This is a genomic window from Streptomyces sp. NPDC017520 (assembly GCF_044329855.1).
Lineage (GTDB): Bacteria > Actinomycetota > Actinomycetes > Streptomycetales > Streptomycetaceae > Streptomyces.
Genome location: NZ_JBIRKB010000004.1, coordinates 131,404 through 148,599, shown reverse-complemented (window position 1 = coordinate 148,599; position 17,196 = coordinate 131,404). Strand labels below are relative to the sequence as shown.

Below are 17,196 nucleotides of genomic sequence, written 5' to 3'. Positions count from 1 at the left end.
TCGTACCCACTGTTCGCCTCCACCGTCCCCGTACTGTTTGACTTGCTAGAACGCTATGAGACGGGGCGTCGCCGGGCGAGGGTGCGCACTACCGGACCGGGGGTGCAGCCAGCTCCACCCCCGGCCGGGGGACCGCCCCCCTCCGTCGGCGGGCCCGCCCCCGTACCGTGGGCTGCCATGAGCAGCTCACCACCCGGGCCCCTCTCGGTCGCCGTCCGGCGTTCCTGGGACGCCTCGCGCTACCTCCTCATCGGCATCGGGGTCGCGATGCTGACCTACGTCGGCGCGTTCCTGGTGGTGGCCGCCCTCCTGTTCGCCGTCGCGATCATCGGGCTGCCCGCGCTGCCGGAGGCCGCCGCGCTGCTGCGCCGGGCCGCCTCGGCGGAGAGCCGCAGGGCGGCGGCCCGGCTCGGGCCGGGACACCGCGCCGCGTCGTATCCGCCGCTGGGCGGCGGCGAGCTGCCCGAACGGGTCCGGCGGACGCTCACCGACCGGACCACCTGGCGGCTCGCGCTCTGGCTGCCCGTCCAGACGCTCTTCGGCATGGGGCTCGGCTACCTCACGATGATCCTGTGGCCAGTCGCCCTGCTGGTGGACGGCGCCGCGCTGTCCGTCGTGGGACTGGTGGACCGGCGGCGGGCCGACGAGTACGGCATCGAGCCGCCCGACCGGCCCGGCTGGGCGCTGCGCTGGCACCCGGTGCTGGCCGACCTCTCGGCGGGCTGGACCATGGCCCTGCTCGCCCCGCCGCCCGCCGCCGAACTCACCGAGCGGATCGCCCACCTCACCGAGAGCCGGGCCGGCGCGGTCGCCGCGCACGGGGCCGAGCTGCGGCGCATCGAGCGGGATCTGCACGACGGCGCCCAGGCCAGGATCGTCGCCCTGTCGATGCGGATCGGGCTCGCCAAACAGCTGCTCGACCGCGATCCGGCCGCCGCGCGGGCCCGCCTGGACGAGGCCCAGGACGGCGCCGAAGCCGCGCTCGCCGAGCTGCGGCACGTGGTGCGCGGCATCCATCCGCCGGTCCTCACCGACCGTGGACTGGCCGGTGCGGTACGGGCGTTGGCCGCCGATGTCGCCGTACCCGTCACGGCGGACCTGGACGGGGTGGAGGACGGGAGGCTGCCCGCCGCGATCGAGGCCGCCGCCTACTTCGTGGTCGCCGAGGCGCTCACCAACATCAGCAAGCACAGCGGCGCCACCGCCGCCCGGGTCCGCATCGACCGGCCCCCCGGCCTCCTGCGGGTGACCATCGGCGACGATGGTCGCGGCGGCGCGGACGAACGCGCCGGCAGCGGGCTGGTGGGCATCCGGCGGCGGGTCGCCGCGCTGGACGGCGCCACCCGCGTCAGCAGCCCCGCCGGGGGGCCGACGGACATCGAAGTGGAGCTGCCGTGCGGATCGTGATCGCCGAGGACAACGCCCTCCTGCGCGAGGGCCTCGTCCTCCTGCTCACCAGCTCAGGACACGAGGTGGTGGCCGACGCGGCGGCCGGCCCGGAGATCCTGCCCGCCCTGCTCGAACACCGCCCGGACGTCGCCGTGCTGGACGTACGGCTGCCGCCCACCTTCCGCGACGAGGGGCTGCGGGCCGCGATCGCCGCCCGCGCCGAACTGCCCGGCCTGCCGATCCTGGTCCTCTCCCAGTACGTCGAGGAGACGTACGCCGCCGAGCTGCTCGCCCAGGGCGCCCGGGGCATCGGCTACCTGCTCAAGGACCGGGTGGGCCGGGTCGAACAGTTCCTGGAGGCCCTGGACCGGGTGGCGGCGGGCGGCACCGCGCTCGACCCGGAGGTCGTCACGCAGCTCCTCACCCGCAAGTCCTCGGCGGGCCCGCTCCAGAGCCTCACCGCCCGGGAGCGCGAGGTCCTGGAGCACATGGCGCAGGGCAAGGCGAACGCCACCATCGCCGCCGAACTCACCGTCTCCGAACGGGCGGTGAGCAAGCACATCGGTTCGATCTTCGCCAAGCTCGGCCTGGAGCCGGACGACGGCGCCGTCCACCGCCGCGTCCTCGCGGTGCTGGCCTACCTGGAGGGCCGGGACGGGTTCACGCCCTGACAGGGCCGGGGCGGGGTCACCCCGTGAGGAGCCGATGGCGGGGCCGTACCGGGGGCGGGGCGGTATCAGGCGGCCGGCTGGAGCAGGTCCCAGCGGTTGCCGTAGAGGTCCTCGAAGACCGCGACGGAGCCGTACGGTTCGTGCCGGGGCTCCTCCAGGAACCGCACCCCGGCCGCCACCATCCGGGCGTGGTCGGCCGCGAAGTCCTCGGTGTGCAGGAAGAAGCCGACCCGGCCGCCCGTCTGCGCCCCCACCGCCCCGCTCTGGACCTCGTCCTTCGCGCGGGCCAGCAGCAGCCCCGTGCCGGGCGCGGCTCCACGCGGGCGCACCACCACCCACCGGGTGCCGTCGCCCCGGTCGGTGTCCTCCACCAGCTCGAAGCCGAGCGCGTCGCGGTAGAACGCGAGCGCCTCGTCGTAGTCGCGGACGACCAGGGTGACCAGGGCGATACGGGACATGGCGGGGAGTCCTTCCATCGATGAGGTTATACGTAACACTAACGCCGGGGCTCCCCGCCGTCGCACAATGCCCCGCATGGACATGGACGTGGACATCCTGGACGGCACGACCGCCGGCGGCCGGGCCGCGCTGACGGAGCGGGCCCGCGCCCTCGCCGAGACCGGAGGACGACATCTCCTGGGGATCGCGGGCCCGCCCGGAGCCGGAAAGTCCACCCTGGCGGAACGGCTCGTCGCGGCCCTGGACGGACGCGCCGCCCTCGTCCCGATGGACGGCTTCCATCTCGCCGCCGCCGAGCTGGACCGCCTCGGCCGCGCCGACCGCAAGGGCGCCCCCGACACCTTCGACGCGGCCGGGTACGCGGCCCTGCTGCGGCGGCTGCGCGCACCGGACCCGCTGCACGCGGTCTACGCCCCGGCCTTCGACCGGTCGCTGGAGGAGCCGGTCGCGGGTTCGCTGCCCGTGGAGCCGGACGTCCCGCTCGTCGTCACGGAGGGGAACTACCTGCTGCTCGACGCCGGCCCCTGGGCCCCGGTGCGCGGGCTGCTGGACGAGGTGTGGTTCCTGGAAATCGACCCGGCGGTGCGGGTGCGCCGGCTCGTCGACCGTCATGTCCGCCACGGCAGGCCCCGGAGTGGCGCGGAGGAGTGGGTGGCCCGGTCCGACGAGGCGAACGCCCGGCTGGTGGAGCGGGGCCGGGGCCGGGCGGACCTGATCGTGCGCCTCTGACCCGCCGGTCGTTCTTGAGGCCGGACACTTGGGCAAGCCGGTCGCGCACGCCCCGCTGGGCAGGCAGGATGCTGTGTGCCGTGTCGCACCGCCAGGAGGCCCTGATGTCCAGCCCGAGCCCGTCCGCCCAGCAGTCCGCCCCGCCGCCCTTCACCGCCGACGACTACCGGGCCCGGATGGCGCGCGCCGCCGAGTCCGCCGCCGAGGCCGGGCTCGCCGGGGTGATCGTCGCGCCGGGCCCCGACCTCGTCCACCTGACCGGCTACCGCCCCGTGAGCACCGAACGCCTCACGCTCCTCGTGCTGCGGGCCGGCCAGGACCCGGTCCTGGTGGTTCCGACCCTGGAGGCCCCCGACGCGGCCGCCGCCACCGGGGCACCCGCCCTCACCCTGCGGGACTGGACCGACGGCAAGGACCCGTACGCGGTGACCGCCCCGCTGCTGGACGCCGAGGGCCGCTTCGGCGTCAGCGACAACGCCTGGGCGATGCATCTGCTCGGCCTCCAGCGCGAGCTCCCCGGCACCTCCTACACCGCGCTCACCGAAGCGCTCCCGATGCTCCGCGCGGTCAAGGACGCCGCCGAGCTGGAACGGCTCACCGCCGCCGGGGCCGCCGCCGACGCCACGTACGAGGAGATCCTCAAGGTGCGCTTCTCCGGCCGCCGCGAGGTCGACGTGGCCACCGATCTGGCCGCCCTCCTCCGCGAGTTCGGACACTCCCAGGTCGACTTCACCGTCGTCGGCTCCGGCCCGAACGGGGCCAACCCGCACCACGAGGCCGGAACACGCACCATCGAGCGCGGCGACATGGTCGTCCTCGACTTCGGCGGCCTCAAGCACGGCTACGGCTCCGACACCTCCCGTACGGTCCACGTCGGCGAGCCCACCGCCGAGGAGCAGCGCGTCCACGACATCGTCCGCGAGGCCCAGCAGGCGGGCTGCGCCGCCGTCCGGCCCGGCGTCGCCTGCCAGGAGATCGACCGGGCCGCCCGCGCGGTGATCACCGAATTCGGCTACGGCGAACGGTTCATCCACCGCACCGGCCACGGCATCGGCGTCACCACCCACGAGCCGCCCTACATGATCGAGGGCGAGGAGCAGCCGCTGGTACCCGGTATGTGCTTCTCCGTGGAGCCGGGCATCTACCTCCCGGGCCGCTTCGGCGTCCGGATCGAGGACACCGTGGCCGTCACCGAGGACGGCGGGCGGCGGCTCAACACCACCGCCCGCGAACTGGCCGTCGTCGAGTAAGGGCTGCCGCGGGCCACCCCTTGGGCTGCCCCGGGACAGCCTCGGGCGGCCCAGGGGCACCCTTTGGGCGGCCCAGGGACACCCCTCGGGCGGCCCCGGGTCTTCCCCGGCTCAGTCGTCGCGCGGCTCCCGGTCACGGAAGCGGTGCAGGATGTCGTACGGGTAGGGCAGCGGCCGGGCGCTCGCCGCGTCCAGCCGCTCGGCCTGCTCCGCCGTCAGCTCCCAGCCGGCCGCGCCGAGACTGTCGGCCAGCTGCTCCGGCGTCCGGGCCCCGACGATCGGCGCGGTGACGCCGGGCCTGCCGAGCAGCCAGCGCAGCGCGGTCTGCGCCGGGGTGCGGCCCGCCTCCCCGGCCACCGCGACGACCGCCTCCACGACCCGCCAGGTCTCCTCGTTGTCCCGCTCCCGCCAGGCCTCCCGGCCCAGCTCCTCCTGGTAGCGGGCCTCCCGGGTGCCCGGTGCGGCGGCGGTCATCCCGCGCCGGTACTTGCCGGTCAGCCAGCCGCCCTGGAGCGGGCTCCATGGGATGATGCCGACGCCCTCCGCCGCGCTGACGGGGACCAGCTCCCACTCGATCTCGCGCGCCAGCAGGTTGTACAGCGGCTGGAGGGACACATACCGCTCCCAGCCGTTCCGGTCCGCGAGGTCCTGGGAGCGCTGGAGCTGGGAGGCGGAGACGTTGCTCGCGCCGAGGTAGCGGACCTTGCCCGCCTTCACCAGCGTGTCCAGGGTGGAGAGCGTCTCCTCGACCGGAGTCGTCGCGTCCCACACATGCGTCTGGTACAGGTCGATGTGGTCCGTGCCGAGGCGGCGCAGGCTCGCCTCCACCGCCGACACGATGTGCTTGCGGCTCAACCCGCCCGCGTTCGGGGACTCGCCCATCGTCCCGAACACCTTGGTGGCGATGACGAGATCGTCGCGTCTGCGGCCCTTCAGCCAACGGCCGACGATCTCCTCGGAGACGCCCTGGTGGTACACGTCGGCGGTGTCGATGAACGTGCCGCCCGCCTCCGTGAACGCGTCGAGGATCCGATGGGCGGCCGCCTCGTCGGTGTCCTGGCCGAAGGTCATCGCGCCCAGGCACAGTTCGCTGACGCGCAGCCCCGAACGCCCCAGGAATCGCTGCTTCATGGTGTTCCTCTCGTGGTTTCGTGCGATGCCCGGAACGCTACGAGTTGAAGCGCACACGAAGGCAAGAAAACTGACGGTCCAACGGCATCGATCAGTCGTCGGTCAGGACCACGCACGACTCCGGCGGCAGATGCAGGACCCCGTCCGCCCCCGGGACCTCCACCGGCTCCCAGGCCGCCAACACCCGCCCTCCGGCCCGACGGTGGCGTCCAGAACCCAGCGGGACGGCGGCCGGCCTGTCCGCCAGGTTCACCGCGATCCGCAGATCACCCCTGCGGTACGCCAGCCAGCGCGCGTCCTCGTCGAACGCCGTCTTCACCGAGGCCAGGTCGGGATCGTGCAGATCCGGCAACGTGCGGCGCAGCGCGATCAGTTCGCGGTACCAGGCGAGCAGCCGAGCGTGCGGTTCGCGCTCCGGCTCGGACCAGTCGAGACAGGACCGGTCCCGGGTCGCCGGGTCCTGGGGGTCGGGGATCTCCTCCCGGTCCCAGCCGTGCGCGCCGAACTCCCGCCGCCTGCCGTCGCGCACGGCCTCGGCCAGCTCCGGATCCGTGTGGTCGGTGAAGAACTGCCAGGGGGTCCGCGCCCCCCACTCCTCGCCCATGAAGAGCATCGGCGTGAACGGGCCCGTCAGCACCAGGGCCGCCGCGCAGGCCTGGAGCCCGGGGGTCAGGGAGGTGGTCAGCCGGTCGCCGAGCGCCCGGTTGCCGATCTGGTCGTGCGTCTGCGCGTAGCCCACGAAGCGGTGGGCCGGGGTGCGCGTCACGTCGACCGGACGGCCGTGGGTGCGGCCCCGGAAGCTGGAGAAGGTCCCGTCGTGGAAGAACCCGGACGTCACCGTCTTGGCGAGGGCGGCGAGCGGGGCGCGGGCGAAGTCGGCGTAATAACCCTGGGACTCGCCGGTGAGCGCGGTGTGCAGGGCGTGGTGGAAGTCGTCGTTCCACTGCGCGTGCAGGCCGAGGCCGCCCGCCGGACGCGGGGTCGTGGTGCGCGGGTCGCAGAGGTCGGACTCGGCGATCAGCCCGAGCGGCCTGCCCACCTCGACGGCCAGCGCGTCGACCGCCGCCGACAGCTCCTCCAGGAAGGTGAGCGCCCGGGTGTCGGCCAGCGCGTGCACCGCGTCGAGCCGCAGCCCGTCGAGGCGGTAGTCGCGCAGCCAGGCCAGGGCGCTGCCCAGCAGGAACGCCCGCACCTCGTCGGAGCCCGGCGCGTCCAGGTTGACCGCCGCGCCCCACGGGGTGTGGTGGGTGTCGGTGAAGTACGGGCCGAAGGCGGGCAGGTGGTTCCCGGACGGGCCCAGGTGGTTGTGGACGACGTCCAGGACCACCCCGAGCCCCAGCCCGTGCGCCGTGTCGACAAAGCGCTTCAGTCCCTCGGGTCCGCCGTACGGCTCGTGCACAGCCCACAGCGAGACGCCCTCGTACCCCCAGCCGTTGACGCCCGGGAACGGGCAGACGGGCATCAGCGACACATGGGTGACGCCCAGCTCGGCCAGATGGCCCAGCCGCGCCGCCGCCGCGTCGAAGGTGCCCTCGGGGGTGTACGTCCCCACGTGCAGCTCGTACAGCACCGCGCGGTTCAGCCGCCGCCCCGCCCACGCCTCGCACCAGGCGTACGCCTCCTGGTCGACGACCGCGCTCGGGCCGTCCGGCCCGTCAGGCTGACGCCGCGAACGGGGGTCCGGCAGCAGGGGGCCCTCGTCCAGCCGGAACCCGTACCGGACCCCGTCCCAGGCCTCCGTTTCGGCCGTCCACCACCCCGCGCGCCCCGCATCACGCTCCATCGGGCACCGGACGTCCGCCGCCTCCAGCACGACGGAGTCCGCCTCGGGGGCCCACACCTCGAACTGCATCCACCACTCCTCGTCCCTGGGCGGGGCGCGCGGCCGCCCGGGGACGGGCTCCACGATCCACGCGACAGGCTCTGTTGCCGCCCGCCACCGGCGATTAAGGTCTGGTCCTGATCATTGCCCGGCGAGGCGCCCGCTCATACGGATTCCGCTCACACGTACTGGTTCTGCTGACACGTGCTGGTTTCGCTCCTACGTACGACTGCTGGAGGCCGCGATGACCCTGCCGATGTTTCCTCCCGGCTTTCTCTGGGGGGCCTCCGCCTCCGCCTTCCAGACCGAGGGGGCGGTCGACGCGGACGGCAAGGGCCCCTCCGGCTGGGACGCCTTCGCCGCGCTGCCCGGCCGGATCAAGGACGGCACCGACACCACCCGGGGCACCGGATTCCACGCCCGCTACCGCGAGGACGTCGCCCTGCTGGCCGGACTCGGAGCCGACGCCTTCCGGTTCTCCGTCAGCTGGCCCCGCGTGGTGCCCGGCGGCAGCGGAGCCGTCAACGCCGACGGGCTCGACTTCTACGACCGGCTCGTCGACGAGCTCTGCGCCCACGGCATCACCCCCGCCCCGACCCTCTACCACTGGGACACCCCGCTCCCGCTGGAGGAGGCGGGCGGCTGGCTCGACCGGGACACCGCCTACCGCTTCGCCGAGTACGCCGGCATCGTCGCCGAACGCCTCGCCGACCGCGTCCCCATGTGGATCACGGTCAACGAGCCCGCCGAGGTGACGCTGCTCGGCTACGCGCTGGGCGAGCACGCCCCCGGCCGCACCCTCCTCTTCGACGCCCTGCCCGCCGCCCACCATCAGCTCCTCGCCCACGGCCTCGCGGTCCGCGCCCTGCGCGCGGCGGGCGCGGACAACATCGGCGCCGCACTCTCGCACGCCCCGGTCTGGACGGCGGGAGACACCGACGAGGACCGCCTCGGCGCGGAGCTGTACGACACGCTCACCAACTGGCTCTTCGCCGACCCGGTCCTCACAGGCCGCTACCCGGACGAGAACCTCGCCGCGCTGATGCCGGGCCCGGTCGCCGACGACCTCTTGGTCATCTCCACCCCGCTCGACTGGTACGGCGTGAACTACTACAACCCCACCCTCGTCGGCGCACCCGGGCCGGCGGCGCCGGCCACCTTCTCCGGCTTCACGATGCCCGCCCAACTCCCTTTCGGTATAAGGGAAATCGAAGGGTACGAGCGGACCGGCTTCGGCTGGCCCGTCGTGCCCGAGGGGCTGACCGAGATCGTCACCGCGCTCCACACCCGCTACGGCGACCGCCTCCCGCCGCTGTACATCACCGAGAACGGCTGCGCCCTGGAGGAGCCCCACGCGGATGACCGCCGCATCGCCTACCTGGAGAGCCATCTGAGGGCCCTGCGCGCGGCGATGGACGCAGGGGTGGACGTACGCGGCTACTTCACCTGGTCGCTCACCGACAACGTCGAGTGGACGGAGGGCGCCTCGCAGCGGTTCGGGCTGGTCCACATCGACTACAAGACCCTGACCCGTACGCCCAAGCGGTCCTACGCCTGGTACCGCGACCTGATCCGCGCGCAGAAGGCACAGACAGCACAGACGGCACAGAAAGCACAGAAGGCGCAGAAGGCAGAGAAAGAACAGAAGGTGCAGAAGCGGAATCCGGCGGTCGAGGGGGCTTACGCGGCTCCCCCCGAATGATCAATACTCCCGCCATGGTCGCTTCATGGTGGTCCCGGGCCCGACTGGGGATCTTCGTTCACTGGACACCCGCATCCGTTCCCGGCTGGGCCCCGCCCTACCTCCCCGCCGCCGAACTCCCGGCGGCGGGCCGCCGCGCCCCGCTGGGCTGGACCTCGTACGCGGAGTGGTACGAGAACGCGCTCCGCTTCCCGGGCTCCCCGGTCGCCGCCCACCACCGCGCCACCTACGGAAAGCGCCCCTACACGGAGTTCGGCCGTGACTTCGAGGACGGGCTCGCCGACTGGGACCCGGCCGCCTGGGCCCGCGCGTTCCGCGAGGCGGGGGCCGGCTACGCGGTCCTGGTCACCAAGCACCACGACGGGTTCTGCCTCTGGCCCTCGGAGACGAAGAACCCGCACCGCTCCGGCTGGCACACCACCCGGGACGTGGTGGGCGAGTTCGCCGAAGCCGTACGGGCCGAGGGCCTGCGCTTCGGCGTCTACTACTCCGGCGGGCTCGACTGGACCTTCGACGACCGGCCCATCGGCACCGCCGCCGACATGTTCTCCGCCGTCCCGCGCGGCAGCTACCCCGCCTACGCCGACGCCCAGCTGCGGGAGCTGATCCGCCGCTACCGGCCCGACATCCTCTGGAACGACATCGCCTGGCCCGCCTCCGCCGGCGAGATCCGCTCCCTGGTCGACTACTACCGCTTCACCGTCCCGCACGGTGTCGTCAACGACCGCCTCCTGCCCTACGCCCCGCACTGGCGGGGCCTGGGCCTGCCGGGCGCGAAGGCGCTGTACAACTGGTGGGACCGCCGGACGGTGGCGCGGGGCGAGGGCTTCGTCCCGCGCACACCACCCGTCTTCGACTTCCGCACCCCGGAGTACGCCCGCTACGAGGGCTCCGACCCCTACGAGATCACCCGGGGCGTCGACCACAGCTTCGGCTACAACCGGGCCTCGGAAGCCGATGCCTTCATCGGCCGCGAAGCCCTCACCTCACTGATCCGCGACACGGCGGCCGACGGGGGGAGGGTCCTGCTCAACGTGGGGCCGCGCGGCGAGGACGCGACGATCCCCGCCGAGCAGCGCCGCCGCCTGGAGTGGCTGGCCGAGGAGGCCGGGGCCCTCACGCCAGATGGACCCATTCCTGGGTGACCGGGTACCCGGCGCGGGTGAACGCGGCGGCCATCGGCACGTTGCCCTGGTCCGTCGCGCCCGCGATGAACTCGGCTCCCTGCTCGACCAGGAAGCGCGTGCACTCCACCAGCAGGTCGTAGCCGTAACCGTGCCCGCGCGCCTCGGGGACGACTCCGATGAAGCCGACGCAGGGCCCCGACGGGTTGTGCGCGGGCACCTGGATGCCCGCCACCTCGCCGTCCGGCGTGTACGCGAGCCGCAACCACTCCCTCGGCGATGGGCACCAGTGGAAGAAGTCCAACTCCTCCTGGGCCGCCGCCTCCAGACCGCCGGGGCCCTCGATGGCCTTGCGGGCGTGGGCGTCCAGCGTGGCCGAGTGGACCCGGCGCAGGACTTCGAGGACGACCTCGTCGTCCGGCTCCGGACGGTAGGTGAGCCGGCCCGTCCGCTCGGGCAGCGGGCAGCCGGGGGTCCACCGATAGCGGTAGCGCTCGACCAGCGGCTTCATACCGGCCGCCGTCGCGGCGGCGACCCGTGCCTCGACGGCGGCCCGCGCCGCCGGGTCGTCCCGCCACCCGGCGGGCGCGATCAGCTCGTACTCCTTGTCGAACGGGGCGCGGCGCAGGAGTTCGGCGCCCGCCTCCGCCTCCCCATCCGCGAAGTCGAACCAGTTGAGCACGACGGGCTCGGTGTCGTCGGGCCCGCCCCACCAGGCGGCCCTGGCGATCACGGTGTTGTCGCGCAGGGCGACCCAGGACCAGTCGGGGCGGTACTCGCCGCCGTCGGCCGTCGAGGCGTACGCGTGGCCGAAGGCGGCCCGGCCGACGAAGGGGCTGTCCTGGAACGTGGTGAAGAGTGCGGCGTCGCTCGGCGTGAGCGCGCGGATGACCAGATCGGTCATGGAAATGTCCTCCGGGACGGAATGCCGCGCTCCCGGTCAGACGAGGTCCGACACCGCCCGGCGGACGGGGCGGGAGCGCGAAAGTGACGTACTGCGGATGGTGGTGCGGATGTTCCTGCGCACGTGTCTCGCCTCCTTCCACGACCGGTTCCGATGCCGGTGCCGACCGTAGCCGCCCCCGCGCCCGCCGTCCACCGGTTTCTTCGGGGCGTGCCCGGGAAGCGCCTCCTTCTCCGCGCCCTCACCCCCGGCGGCGGCTCCGGCGCTGCAACGCCTCGCGGCGCTTGCGGAGCGCGGCCTGACGGCGGTGGGCGGCCTTGCGCTCGCGCGCCCGGCGCCGGTCCTCGGGCGTGCGGTGCTTAGGCGGGCTGACCCGTACGACCTTCGCGAGACCACCGGACACCAGGAGCACCAGGGACGTGACGACAACGCCCAGGACCGTGATGACGACCGGCTCGTCCGCCGCCAGCGCCTGCCAGGCGCTTAACGCCGCGCCTCTTCCGCGTCCCAGACCATGTTGAACGCCCGCTCGAAGTTGACGTACCCGAGACGCTCGAAGGACTTCGCCATCGGCACGTTGCCGAGGTCCGTCGCCGCCCGGATCCGGTCCACGCCCTCGGCGGCCAGCACCCGGGTGCCCTCGGCGAGGAGATCGTCGATGTACCCGTGCCCGCGCCGGGCGGGCAGCACCCCGATGTAGGCGATGATCGGGTTGTAGTTGTTGCGTGCGGGGACGACGAAGCCGACCGGCTCACCCGTGGGCAGTTCGGCGATGCGCCACCAGTCCATCGGGGTGGAGTACCCCGCCAGCTCCTCGTCGTAGTGCTTCTCCGCCGCCTTGCGCACATCGAGCCCGGACGCCAGGTCCTCCTGCCCGTGGGCGTCGAGGGTGCCCTCCATCACCGGTGCCATCAGCGCGAGCAGGTCCTCCCGCCCGGTGACCGGACGGAACACCAGCCGGCCGGAGTCCTCGGGCACCGGCGTACCGGCCCGCCACTCCAGTCGCAGCCGCTCCACCAGCATGCGGGCCCCGGTCTCCTCCATCACCTGGATCCGCGCCCCCACGGCGTCCCGGACGACCGGGTCCTCGTGCCAGTCCGGCGGCACGAACCGCCCGTACTCGGGCCGCTGCGCACCGGCGGGCAGCACGGCCGCCGTCGCCGTCTCCAGCAGCCGGACGCCGATCGCGACGCGCTCGGGGGCCGGGAGGGTGTCGTCCAGGTCGAAGAAGTCCAGCGCCAGCGGCCTGTTGCCCGCCGCGTCGGTCCACCAGGCGGCCCTGGCGACGACCCGCTTCCCGTCCAGGGCGACCCACATCCACCCCGGGACGCGGCGCCCGGTGGCGAGGTCGTCGGCCAGCTCGTGGTCGAGAACGTAGGAAAGGCCGCAGAACAGGTCGAGCTCATCGGGTCCGGACAGCGGACGGACCGTCAACTGCGGTGGAACAGAGTTCACAGAGTCTCCTCGTAATGGATGAGCGGCAGACCCTAGCAAGGGGCTCCGCCGGGGAGCGGCGCAGGTCAGCGCGGGAGGAAACACGGCCTCATCTGGACACCCCGGGCCCCTCGGCCCGACAATCGTCGACGTGACGTCCTCCTTCGAGTTCCACACGGGTCCCGCGCGGCTCTCGGACGCCCAGCGCGACCGTGTCCTCGGCGTGCTCAGAGACGGTGCGGCACAGGGCAAGCTGTCGCACGACACGTTCATGCGCCGCATGGAGCTCGCACTCGTCGCCCGGCGCCCGGAGGAGCTGGCGGCCCTCACCTCCGACCTGGAGACCGGCAGCGGCTGGTCCCACGGACTGGTCCGCGCGGTGGGCGGCATCTCCGCCTTCCCCGGGCGGCTGCGCCGCGCCTGGCAGACCGAGCGGCTCCCCAGGCTGCTGCTGCCCGCCCCCGGCCCGTACCCCCTGCTCGTCGGCCGCGACCCGGCCAACGGACTGCGGCTCAACCACGAGACCGTCTCCCGGCTGCACGCCGAACTCTCCGCACGGAACGGCCGTTGGGTGCTGCGTGACCTCGGCTCCACCAACGGCACCTGTGTCAACGGCCAGCGGCTCGTCGGCTCCATCCCGGTGCGGGACGGAGATCAGGTGAGCTTCGGCCGGATGAGCTTCCGCCTCACCGCCCCGGCACCCCGCCCGCCCGAACTTCCGCCGCCCGCGCCCCGCTCGTCCGCGCAGCCGCCCGAGCTCCCGCCGCCCGCGCCCCGGCCGTCCGCGCAGCCGCCCGAGCTGCCACCGCCCCACCCCGGTCACCCGCCCGTCTGACCCCTGGTCACCGGCCCGTCTGGACCCCGGTCAGTGCCTGCACAGCCCCCGGTCAGTGCTGCTGATGCAGCCCCCGGTCAGTGCTGCTGATGCAGCCCGCGCCCGGCCAGCGTCAGAAACGCCTCGCCGACCGCCTCCGACAGCGTCGGATGCGGATGGATGTGGTGGGCGACATCGGCGGGCTCGGCGTCCCAGCCGACCACGAGCTGACTCTCCGCGATCATCTCCGAGACGTGCGGGCCGACCAGATGCACGCCCAGCACCCGGCCCGCCCGCTCCGCCACCACCTTCACCAGACCGCCCCTGCCGTGCACCATGCCCTTGGCGACGGCGGTCAGCGGCAGGGCGTTCACCACCACGTCGTGCCCCGCGTCCCGGGCCTGCGCCTCGGTCAGCCCCACCGCGGCCGTCTGCGGCGAGGAGTACGTGACCCGGGGAACGGCGGCGTAGTCGATCGGGGAGGTACGCACCCCGGCCAGGGTCTCCGCCACCAACAGCCCCTCGGCGAACGAGGCGTGGGCCAACCCAGGTGACGGCGGCGGCAGCAGGTCGCCCACCACGTGGATGCCCGGCACCGCCGTCTCCAGCCGCGACCAGTCGGCGGGCACCACATGTCCCCGCCCGTCCGTCGCCAGCCCCGCAGCCGCGAGCCCCAGCCCCTCCGTCACCGGCTCCCGGCCCACCGCGACCAGCAGCCGCTCGGCCGCCACCGCGACGCTCTCGCCCCGGGAGGTCCGCACGACGGCCCGCACCCCCTCCTCCTCCACCGCCCACTCCAGCAGACGCGCCCCCGTCTCCACCCGGATGCCCCGCTTCCGCAGCCCCCGCAGCAGGTGCCGCGACACCGCCGCGTCCTCCAGCGGAACCAGCCGGTCCGCGGCCTCCACCAGGGTGACCTCGGCCCCCATCGACCGGTGGAACGAGGCGTACTCCACGCCGATCGCCCCGCCCCCGACCACCAGCACGGACCCGGGCAACCCGGGCGCGAACAGCGCGTCGTCGCTCGTCACCACCCGCCGCCCGTCCACCGCCGGCCCCGGCAGCATCCGGGGCCGCGACCCGGTCGCCAGTACCACGCCGCGCCCGGCGACGACCTCCCCGAACCCGTCGATCCGGGCCGAGCGCGGGCCTGTCAGCTCGGCGCTGCCACGCACCACCTCGACCCCGGCCCGCGCGAGTTGCGCCTCGACACCGCGGTGGTTGCGGGCCACGATGTCGTCCCGGGTCGCCACCAGGGCGGGCCAGTCCACCGCGTCGAGCGTCGCCTTCACCCCCCACCGCTCCCGGGCCTCGGCGATGCCGTCGACGAGTTCGGCGGCGTGCAGCATCGCCTTGCTCGGGATGCAGCCGCGGTGCAGACAGGTGCCGCCGACCGCGTCCCGTTCGGCGAGCACGACGCGCAGCCCCAGGGCCGCCGCGCGCAACGCCGTCGAGTAGCCGCCGGTCCCGCCGCCGATGACCAGTACGTCCGTGGTGGTCCCGCTCTTGTGGATCTTCTCCGCGTCGGTCGGTGTCATGGGTCCCAGCCTCGCTCCCGCCCCGGTCATGCGTCCAAGGCAGAATGCGTGTGGAGTCGATGCACAACGTTCATGGGACGCGGTGCGTGAAGTCCCGCGAAAGGCACGGTGGATGAGCCTGCGTCAGATGGAGTACTTCGTCGCGGTGGTCGAGGAGTCCTCCTTCACCCGCGCCGCCGAACGGCTCCACGTCACCCAGCCCGCCCTCTCCCACCAGATCAAGGCGCTGGAGAGGACCGTCGGGGGCGAGCTGCTGGAACGGCTGCCGCGCGGCGTCCTGCTCACCCCGATGGGCCGGGCGTTCCTGCCGCACGCCGAGCGCTCCGTCCGCAGCGCCGCCCAGGCCCGCCGCGCGGCCCGCGCCGCCGCCGGGGCGGAGGGCGGCGAACTGCACATCGCCACCGTGCACTCGGTGGCCGTCGGCATCCTCCCCGACGTCTTCGCCCACTGGCGGTGTGCCCATCCGGGCGTGCGCCTCGTCCTCCACGAGTACGCGACCACCGACGCCCTGGAGGACGAGGTGGAGCGCGGCATCGCCGACCTGGCCGTCGGACCGCTGCCGGCGCGCTGGACCGGCCCCGTCGTCCCGGTGGGGGAGGAGGAGATCGTCCTCGTCGTCCCGTTCGACGACCCCCTGGCCGGGCGTTCCTCGGTCGCCCTCCACGAGCTCGCCGACCGGTTCTGGGTGCGGTGCGCCATGGAGCCCCTCATCGACGGCCGCCCCTTCCTGGAAGGGGTCTGCGAGGCGGCGGGCTTCGTGCCCCGTACGGCGGTGTGGACCGAGCACACCTCCACAGCCGTCCGGATGGCGGCGGCCGGCGTCGGTGTGTCCGCGGCCGCCGCCCACCTCGTCCGGAGCGCGATCGGCGAGGACTGCGCGGTGCTCGGCGTCGACCCGCCCTGGCTGCGGCCCATGGGCGTCTTCTCCCGGGTGGCGCTGACGGGGGCTGCGGCGGCCTTCACGGAACTGCTCGGCTCCCTGCCCACCGCCGGGATCCGCCCACCCAGGCCCCGTCGTGAGACTCCCGCCTGCCCCGCGGCGCCGTGCACGACGGGAGTCTGACGGCACTCCCAGCGCCGCCACGCTCTCACCCGAACGGCCGTACGCCGACTGCGGTACGCCCCCGGCGGTGGTCCGCTGAGAGGGCGCGCGCCGACCGCCGGCGCACCGACCTCAGGGGGCGCGGGATGCCGGCCGACCGCCCCGACGCCCTGCCCGCCGCCCGCCGCCCGCACCGGCTCGCGGGCGGACAGCCGGGCCTGCTGGCTCCCGGGGCCACCACGGACCCGTACCGGCTGCGCCTCTACCGCCTGCTGCGCACCGACTACCCCCTCGGCTACGACCCGGGCCTCGGCGCCTGGCTGCTGAGCCGGTACGCGGATGTGGCTCTGGCCCTCACCGACCCCCGGTTCACCGGCTACCCGCACGACGGGGCCCCGCGCGGGCAGGCCCCCGTCCCGCTCGGCCTCTGCCGGGGCAGCCTGGTCTGCGTCCCCCCGGCCGTGCCCCACCGCACCGCCGAACCCGCCGTCGAGCGGACCGCGTACGTCCTGGCCCGCCGGATCGCCGGGCGCGACCGGGCGGACCTGGTCGCCGACTTCTGCCGCTGGCTGCCCGCCGGCGCCGCCGCCGCTGCGGCCGGGCTCTCCTACCCGGACCTGAGCAGCCTGCCCCGGGGCGGCCACCACCTGCGGGCGGGCGGCGGAGCGGGGGGCTGCGCCGGGTCCACCGCGCTCCGCGAGTACGCCCTCGCTTCGTTCCTCGCCAACATGCTCGACGACCCCGACCTGGCGGCCGCCGCGACGGCAGGCGAAGGGGCCGCCACCCTGCTGGGGCGGGCCTGGGCCGAGACGCTGCGCCGCGACCCACCCGTCCAGATCGTGCTGCGCCGCACCCGTACCGAGGTGGCCGTCAGCGGCGGCACGCTCCCCGCCGACGCACCCGTCGCCTGCCTCATCGGCGCGGCGGGCCGCGACCCCGCCCGGTTCGGCGCGCCCGACCGCTTCGACCCGCTGCGCGCCGACGCCGACCCGCTGCTCATCGGCCCGGCCGGCTGCCCCGCGGCGCTCCTCGGCGGACTGGAGGCCCAACACGGCCTGCGCGCCCTGCTGACGGCGATGCCCGGCATCCGCTGGGCCGACGGCTTCCGCCCGGCGGCGGGCGGCCTGCTCACCCGTGGCCCGCGCACCCTGCTCATACGCCCGTCCTGACGGTCACGGCCCCGGCCG

Annotated in this window: 16 protein-coding genes; 9 read left to right on the top strand and 7 right to left on the bottom strand. The window is 74.2% G+C overall.

Going from position 1 to position 17,196, the window contains the following annotated elements:
• Positions 1-177: 177 nt before the first annotated feature.
• Together ACH4KB_RS11420 and ACH4KB_RS11415 are read left to right on the top strand one after the other, a co-directional pair.
• Positions 178-1,407, top strand: a complete 1,230-nt coding sequence (locus ACH4KB_RS11420) for a histidine kinase (RefSeq protein WP_398065751.1) — start codon at positions 178-180, stop codon at positions 1,405-1,407.
• Entirely contained in the window at positions 1,395-2,060 is a 666-nt protein-coding gene (locus tag ACH4KB_RS11415; protein WP_398065750.1) for a LuxR C-terminal-related transcriptional regulator, read from the top strand. Before ACH4KB_RS11420 ends, ACH4KB_RS11415 begins: the two co-directional genes overlap by 13 nt.
• A 65-nt stretch (positions 2,061-2,125) precedes the next feature.
• On the opposite strand, the gene ACH4KB_RS11410 is transcribed toward ACH4KB_RS11415, so the two are convergent.
• The gene (locus tag ACH4KB_RS11410) at positions 2,126-2,518 is read right to left on the bottom strand and encodes a VOC family protein (RefSeq protein ID WP_398066057.1); all 393 of its coding nucleotides are present in this window, start codon (positions 2,516-2,518) and stop codon (positions 2,126-2,128) included.
• Positions 2,519-2,585: 67 nt separating this feature from the next.
• Between ACH4KB_RS11410 and ACH4KB_RS11405 the strand changes: the two genes are divergently transcribed.
• Positions 2,586-3,248 (top strand): nucleoside/nucleotide kinase family protein, encoded by a 663-nt coding sequence (locus tag ACH4KB_RS11405; protein WP_398065749.1) that lies wholly within the window; start codon positions 2,586-2,588, stop codon positions 3,246-3,248.
• A 104-nt stretch (positions 3,249-3,352) separates the two neighbouring features.
• Positions 3,353-4,498 (top strand): M24 family metallopeptidase, encoded by a 1,146-nt coding sequence (locus ACH4KB_RS11400; protein WP_398065748.1) that lies wholly within the window; start codon positions 3,353-3,355, stop codon positions 4,496-4,498.
• A 111-nt stretch (positions 4,499-4,609) separates the two neighbouring features.
• Here ACH4KB_RS11400 and ACH4KB_RS11395 read toward each other — a convergent pair whose 3' ends face one another.
• Together ACH4KB_RS11395 and treZ are read right to left on the bottom strand one after the other, a co-directional pair.
• Positions 4,610-5,629, bottom strand: a complete 1,020-nt coding sequence (locus tag ACH4KB_RS11395) for an aldo/keto reductase (protein WP_398065747.1) — start codon at positions 5,627-5,629, stop codon at positions 4,610-4,612.
• A 91-nt stretch (positions 5,630-5,720) separates the two neighbouring features.
• Positions 5,721-7,481, bottom strand: coding sequence for a malto-oligosyltrehalose trehalohydrolase (gene treZ / locus ACH4KB_RS11390; protein WP_398065746.1), 1,761 nt, complete (start codon positions 7,479-7,481; stop codon positions 5,721-5,723).
• Positions 7,482-7,695: 214 nt separating this feature from the next.
• Between treZ and ACH4KB_RS11385 the strand changes: the two genes are divergently transcribed.
• Positions 7,696-9,153, top strand: a complete 1,458-nt coding sequence (locus ACH4KB_RS11385; protein ID WP_398065745.1) for a GH1 family beta-glucosidase — start codon at positions 7,696-7,698, stop codon at positions 9,151-9,153.
• A gap of 14 nt (positions 9,154-9,167) precedes the next feature.
• Positions 9,168-10,298, top strand: coding sequence for an alpha-L-fucosidase (locus ACH4KB_RS11380; protein WP_398065744.1), 1,131 nt, complete (start codon positions 9,168-9,170; stop codon positions 10,296-10,298).
• On the opposite strand, the gene ACH4KB_RS11375 is transcribed toward ACH4KB_RS11380, so the two are convergent.
• The 3 genes from ACH4KB_RS11375 to ACH4KB_RS11365 all read right to left on the bottom strand — a co-directional run bounded on the left by ACH4KB_RS11375 (position 10,270) and on the right by ACH4KB_RS11365 (position 12,636).
• Positions 10,270-11,181 (bottom strand): GNAT family N-acetyltransferase, encoded by a 912-nt coding sequence (locus ACH4KB_RS11375; protein ID WP_398065743.1) that lies wholly within the window; start codon positions 11,179-11,181, stop codon positions 10,270-10,272. The two genes, ACH4KB_RS11380 and ACH4KB_RS11375, sit on opposite strands and share 29 nt — an antisense overlap.
• 241 nt (positions 11,182-11,422) lie before the next feature.
• Positions 11,423-11,584: a hypothetical protein gene (locus tag ACH4KB_RS11370; RefSeq protein ID WP_398065742.1), complete on the bottom strand. Its 162-nt coding sequence runs from the start codon at positions 11,582-11,584 to the stop codon at positions 11,423-11,425.
• A gap of 80 nt (positions 11,585-11,664) precedes the next feature.
• Entirely contained in the window at positions 11,665-12,636 is a 972-nt protein-coding gene (locus ACH4KB_RS11365) for a GNAT family N-acetyltransferase (RefSeq protein ID WP_398065741.1), read from the bottom strand.
• A 130-nt stretch (positions 12,637-12,766) separates the two neighbouring features.
• On the opposite strand from ACH4KB_RS11365, the gene ACH4KB_RS11360 reads away from it, so the two are divergent.
• A complete protein-coding gene (locus ACH4KB_RS11360) occupies positions 12,767-13,450 on the top strand; it encodes a DUF1707 and FHA domain-containing protein (RefSeq protein WP_398065740.1) in 684 nt (227 codons plus the stop codon).
• Between the two features lie 77 nt (positions 13,451-13,527).
• On the opposite strand, the gene lpdA is transcribed toward ACH4KB_RS11360, so the two are convergent.
• On the bottom strand, positions 13,528-14,967 hold the full coding sequence (gene lpdA / locus ACH4KB_RS11355) for a dihydrolipoyl dehydrogenase (RefSeq protein ID WP_398065739.1): 1,440 nt from the start codon (positions 14,965-14,967) through the stop codon (positions 13,528-13,530).
• Positions 14,968-15,079: 112 nt separating this feature from the next.
• Between lpdA and ACH4KB_RS11350 the strand changes: the two genes are divergently transcribed.
• Complete coding sequence (locus tag ACH4KB_RS11350; RefSeq protein WP_398065738.1) at positions 15,080-16,030, top strand: LysR substrate-binding domain-containing protein; 951 nt, start codon at positions 15,080-15,082, stop codon at positions 16,028-16,030.
• Positions 16,031-16,155: 125 nt separating this feature from the next.
• Positions 16,156-17,178, top strand: a complete 1,023-nt coding sequence (locus tag ACH4KB_RS11345) for a cytochrome P450 (protein WP_398065737.1) — start codon at positions 16,156-16,158, stop codon at positions 17,176-17,178.
• Positions 17,179-17,196: the final 18 nt, after the last annotated feature.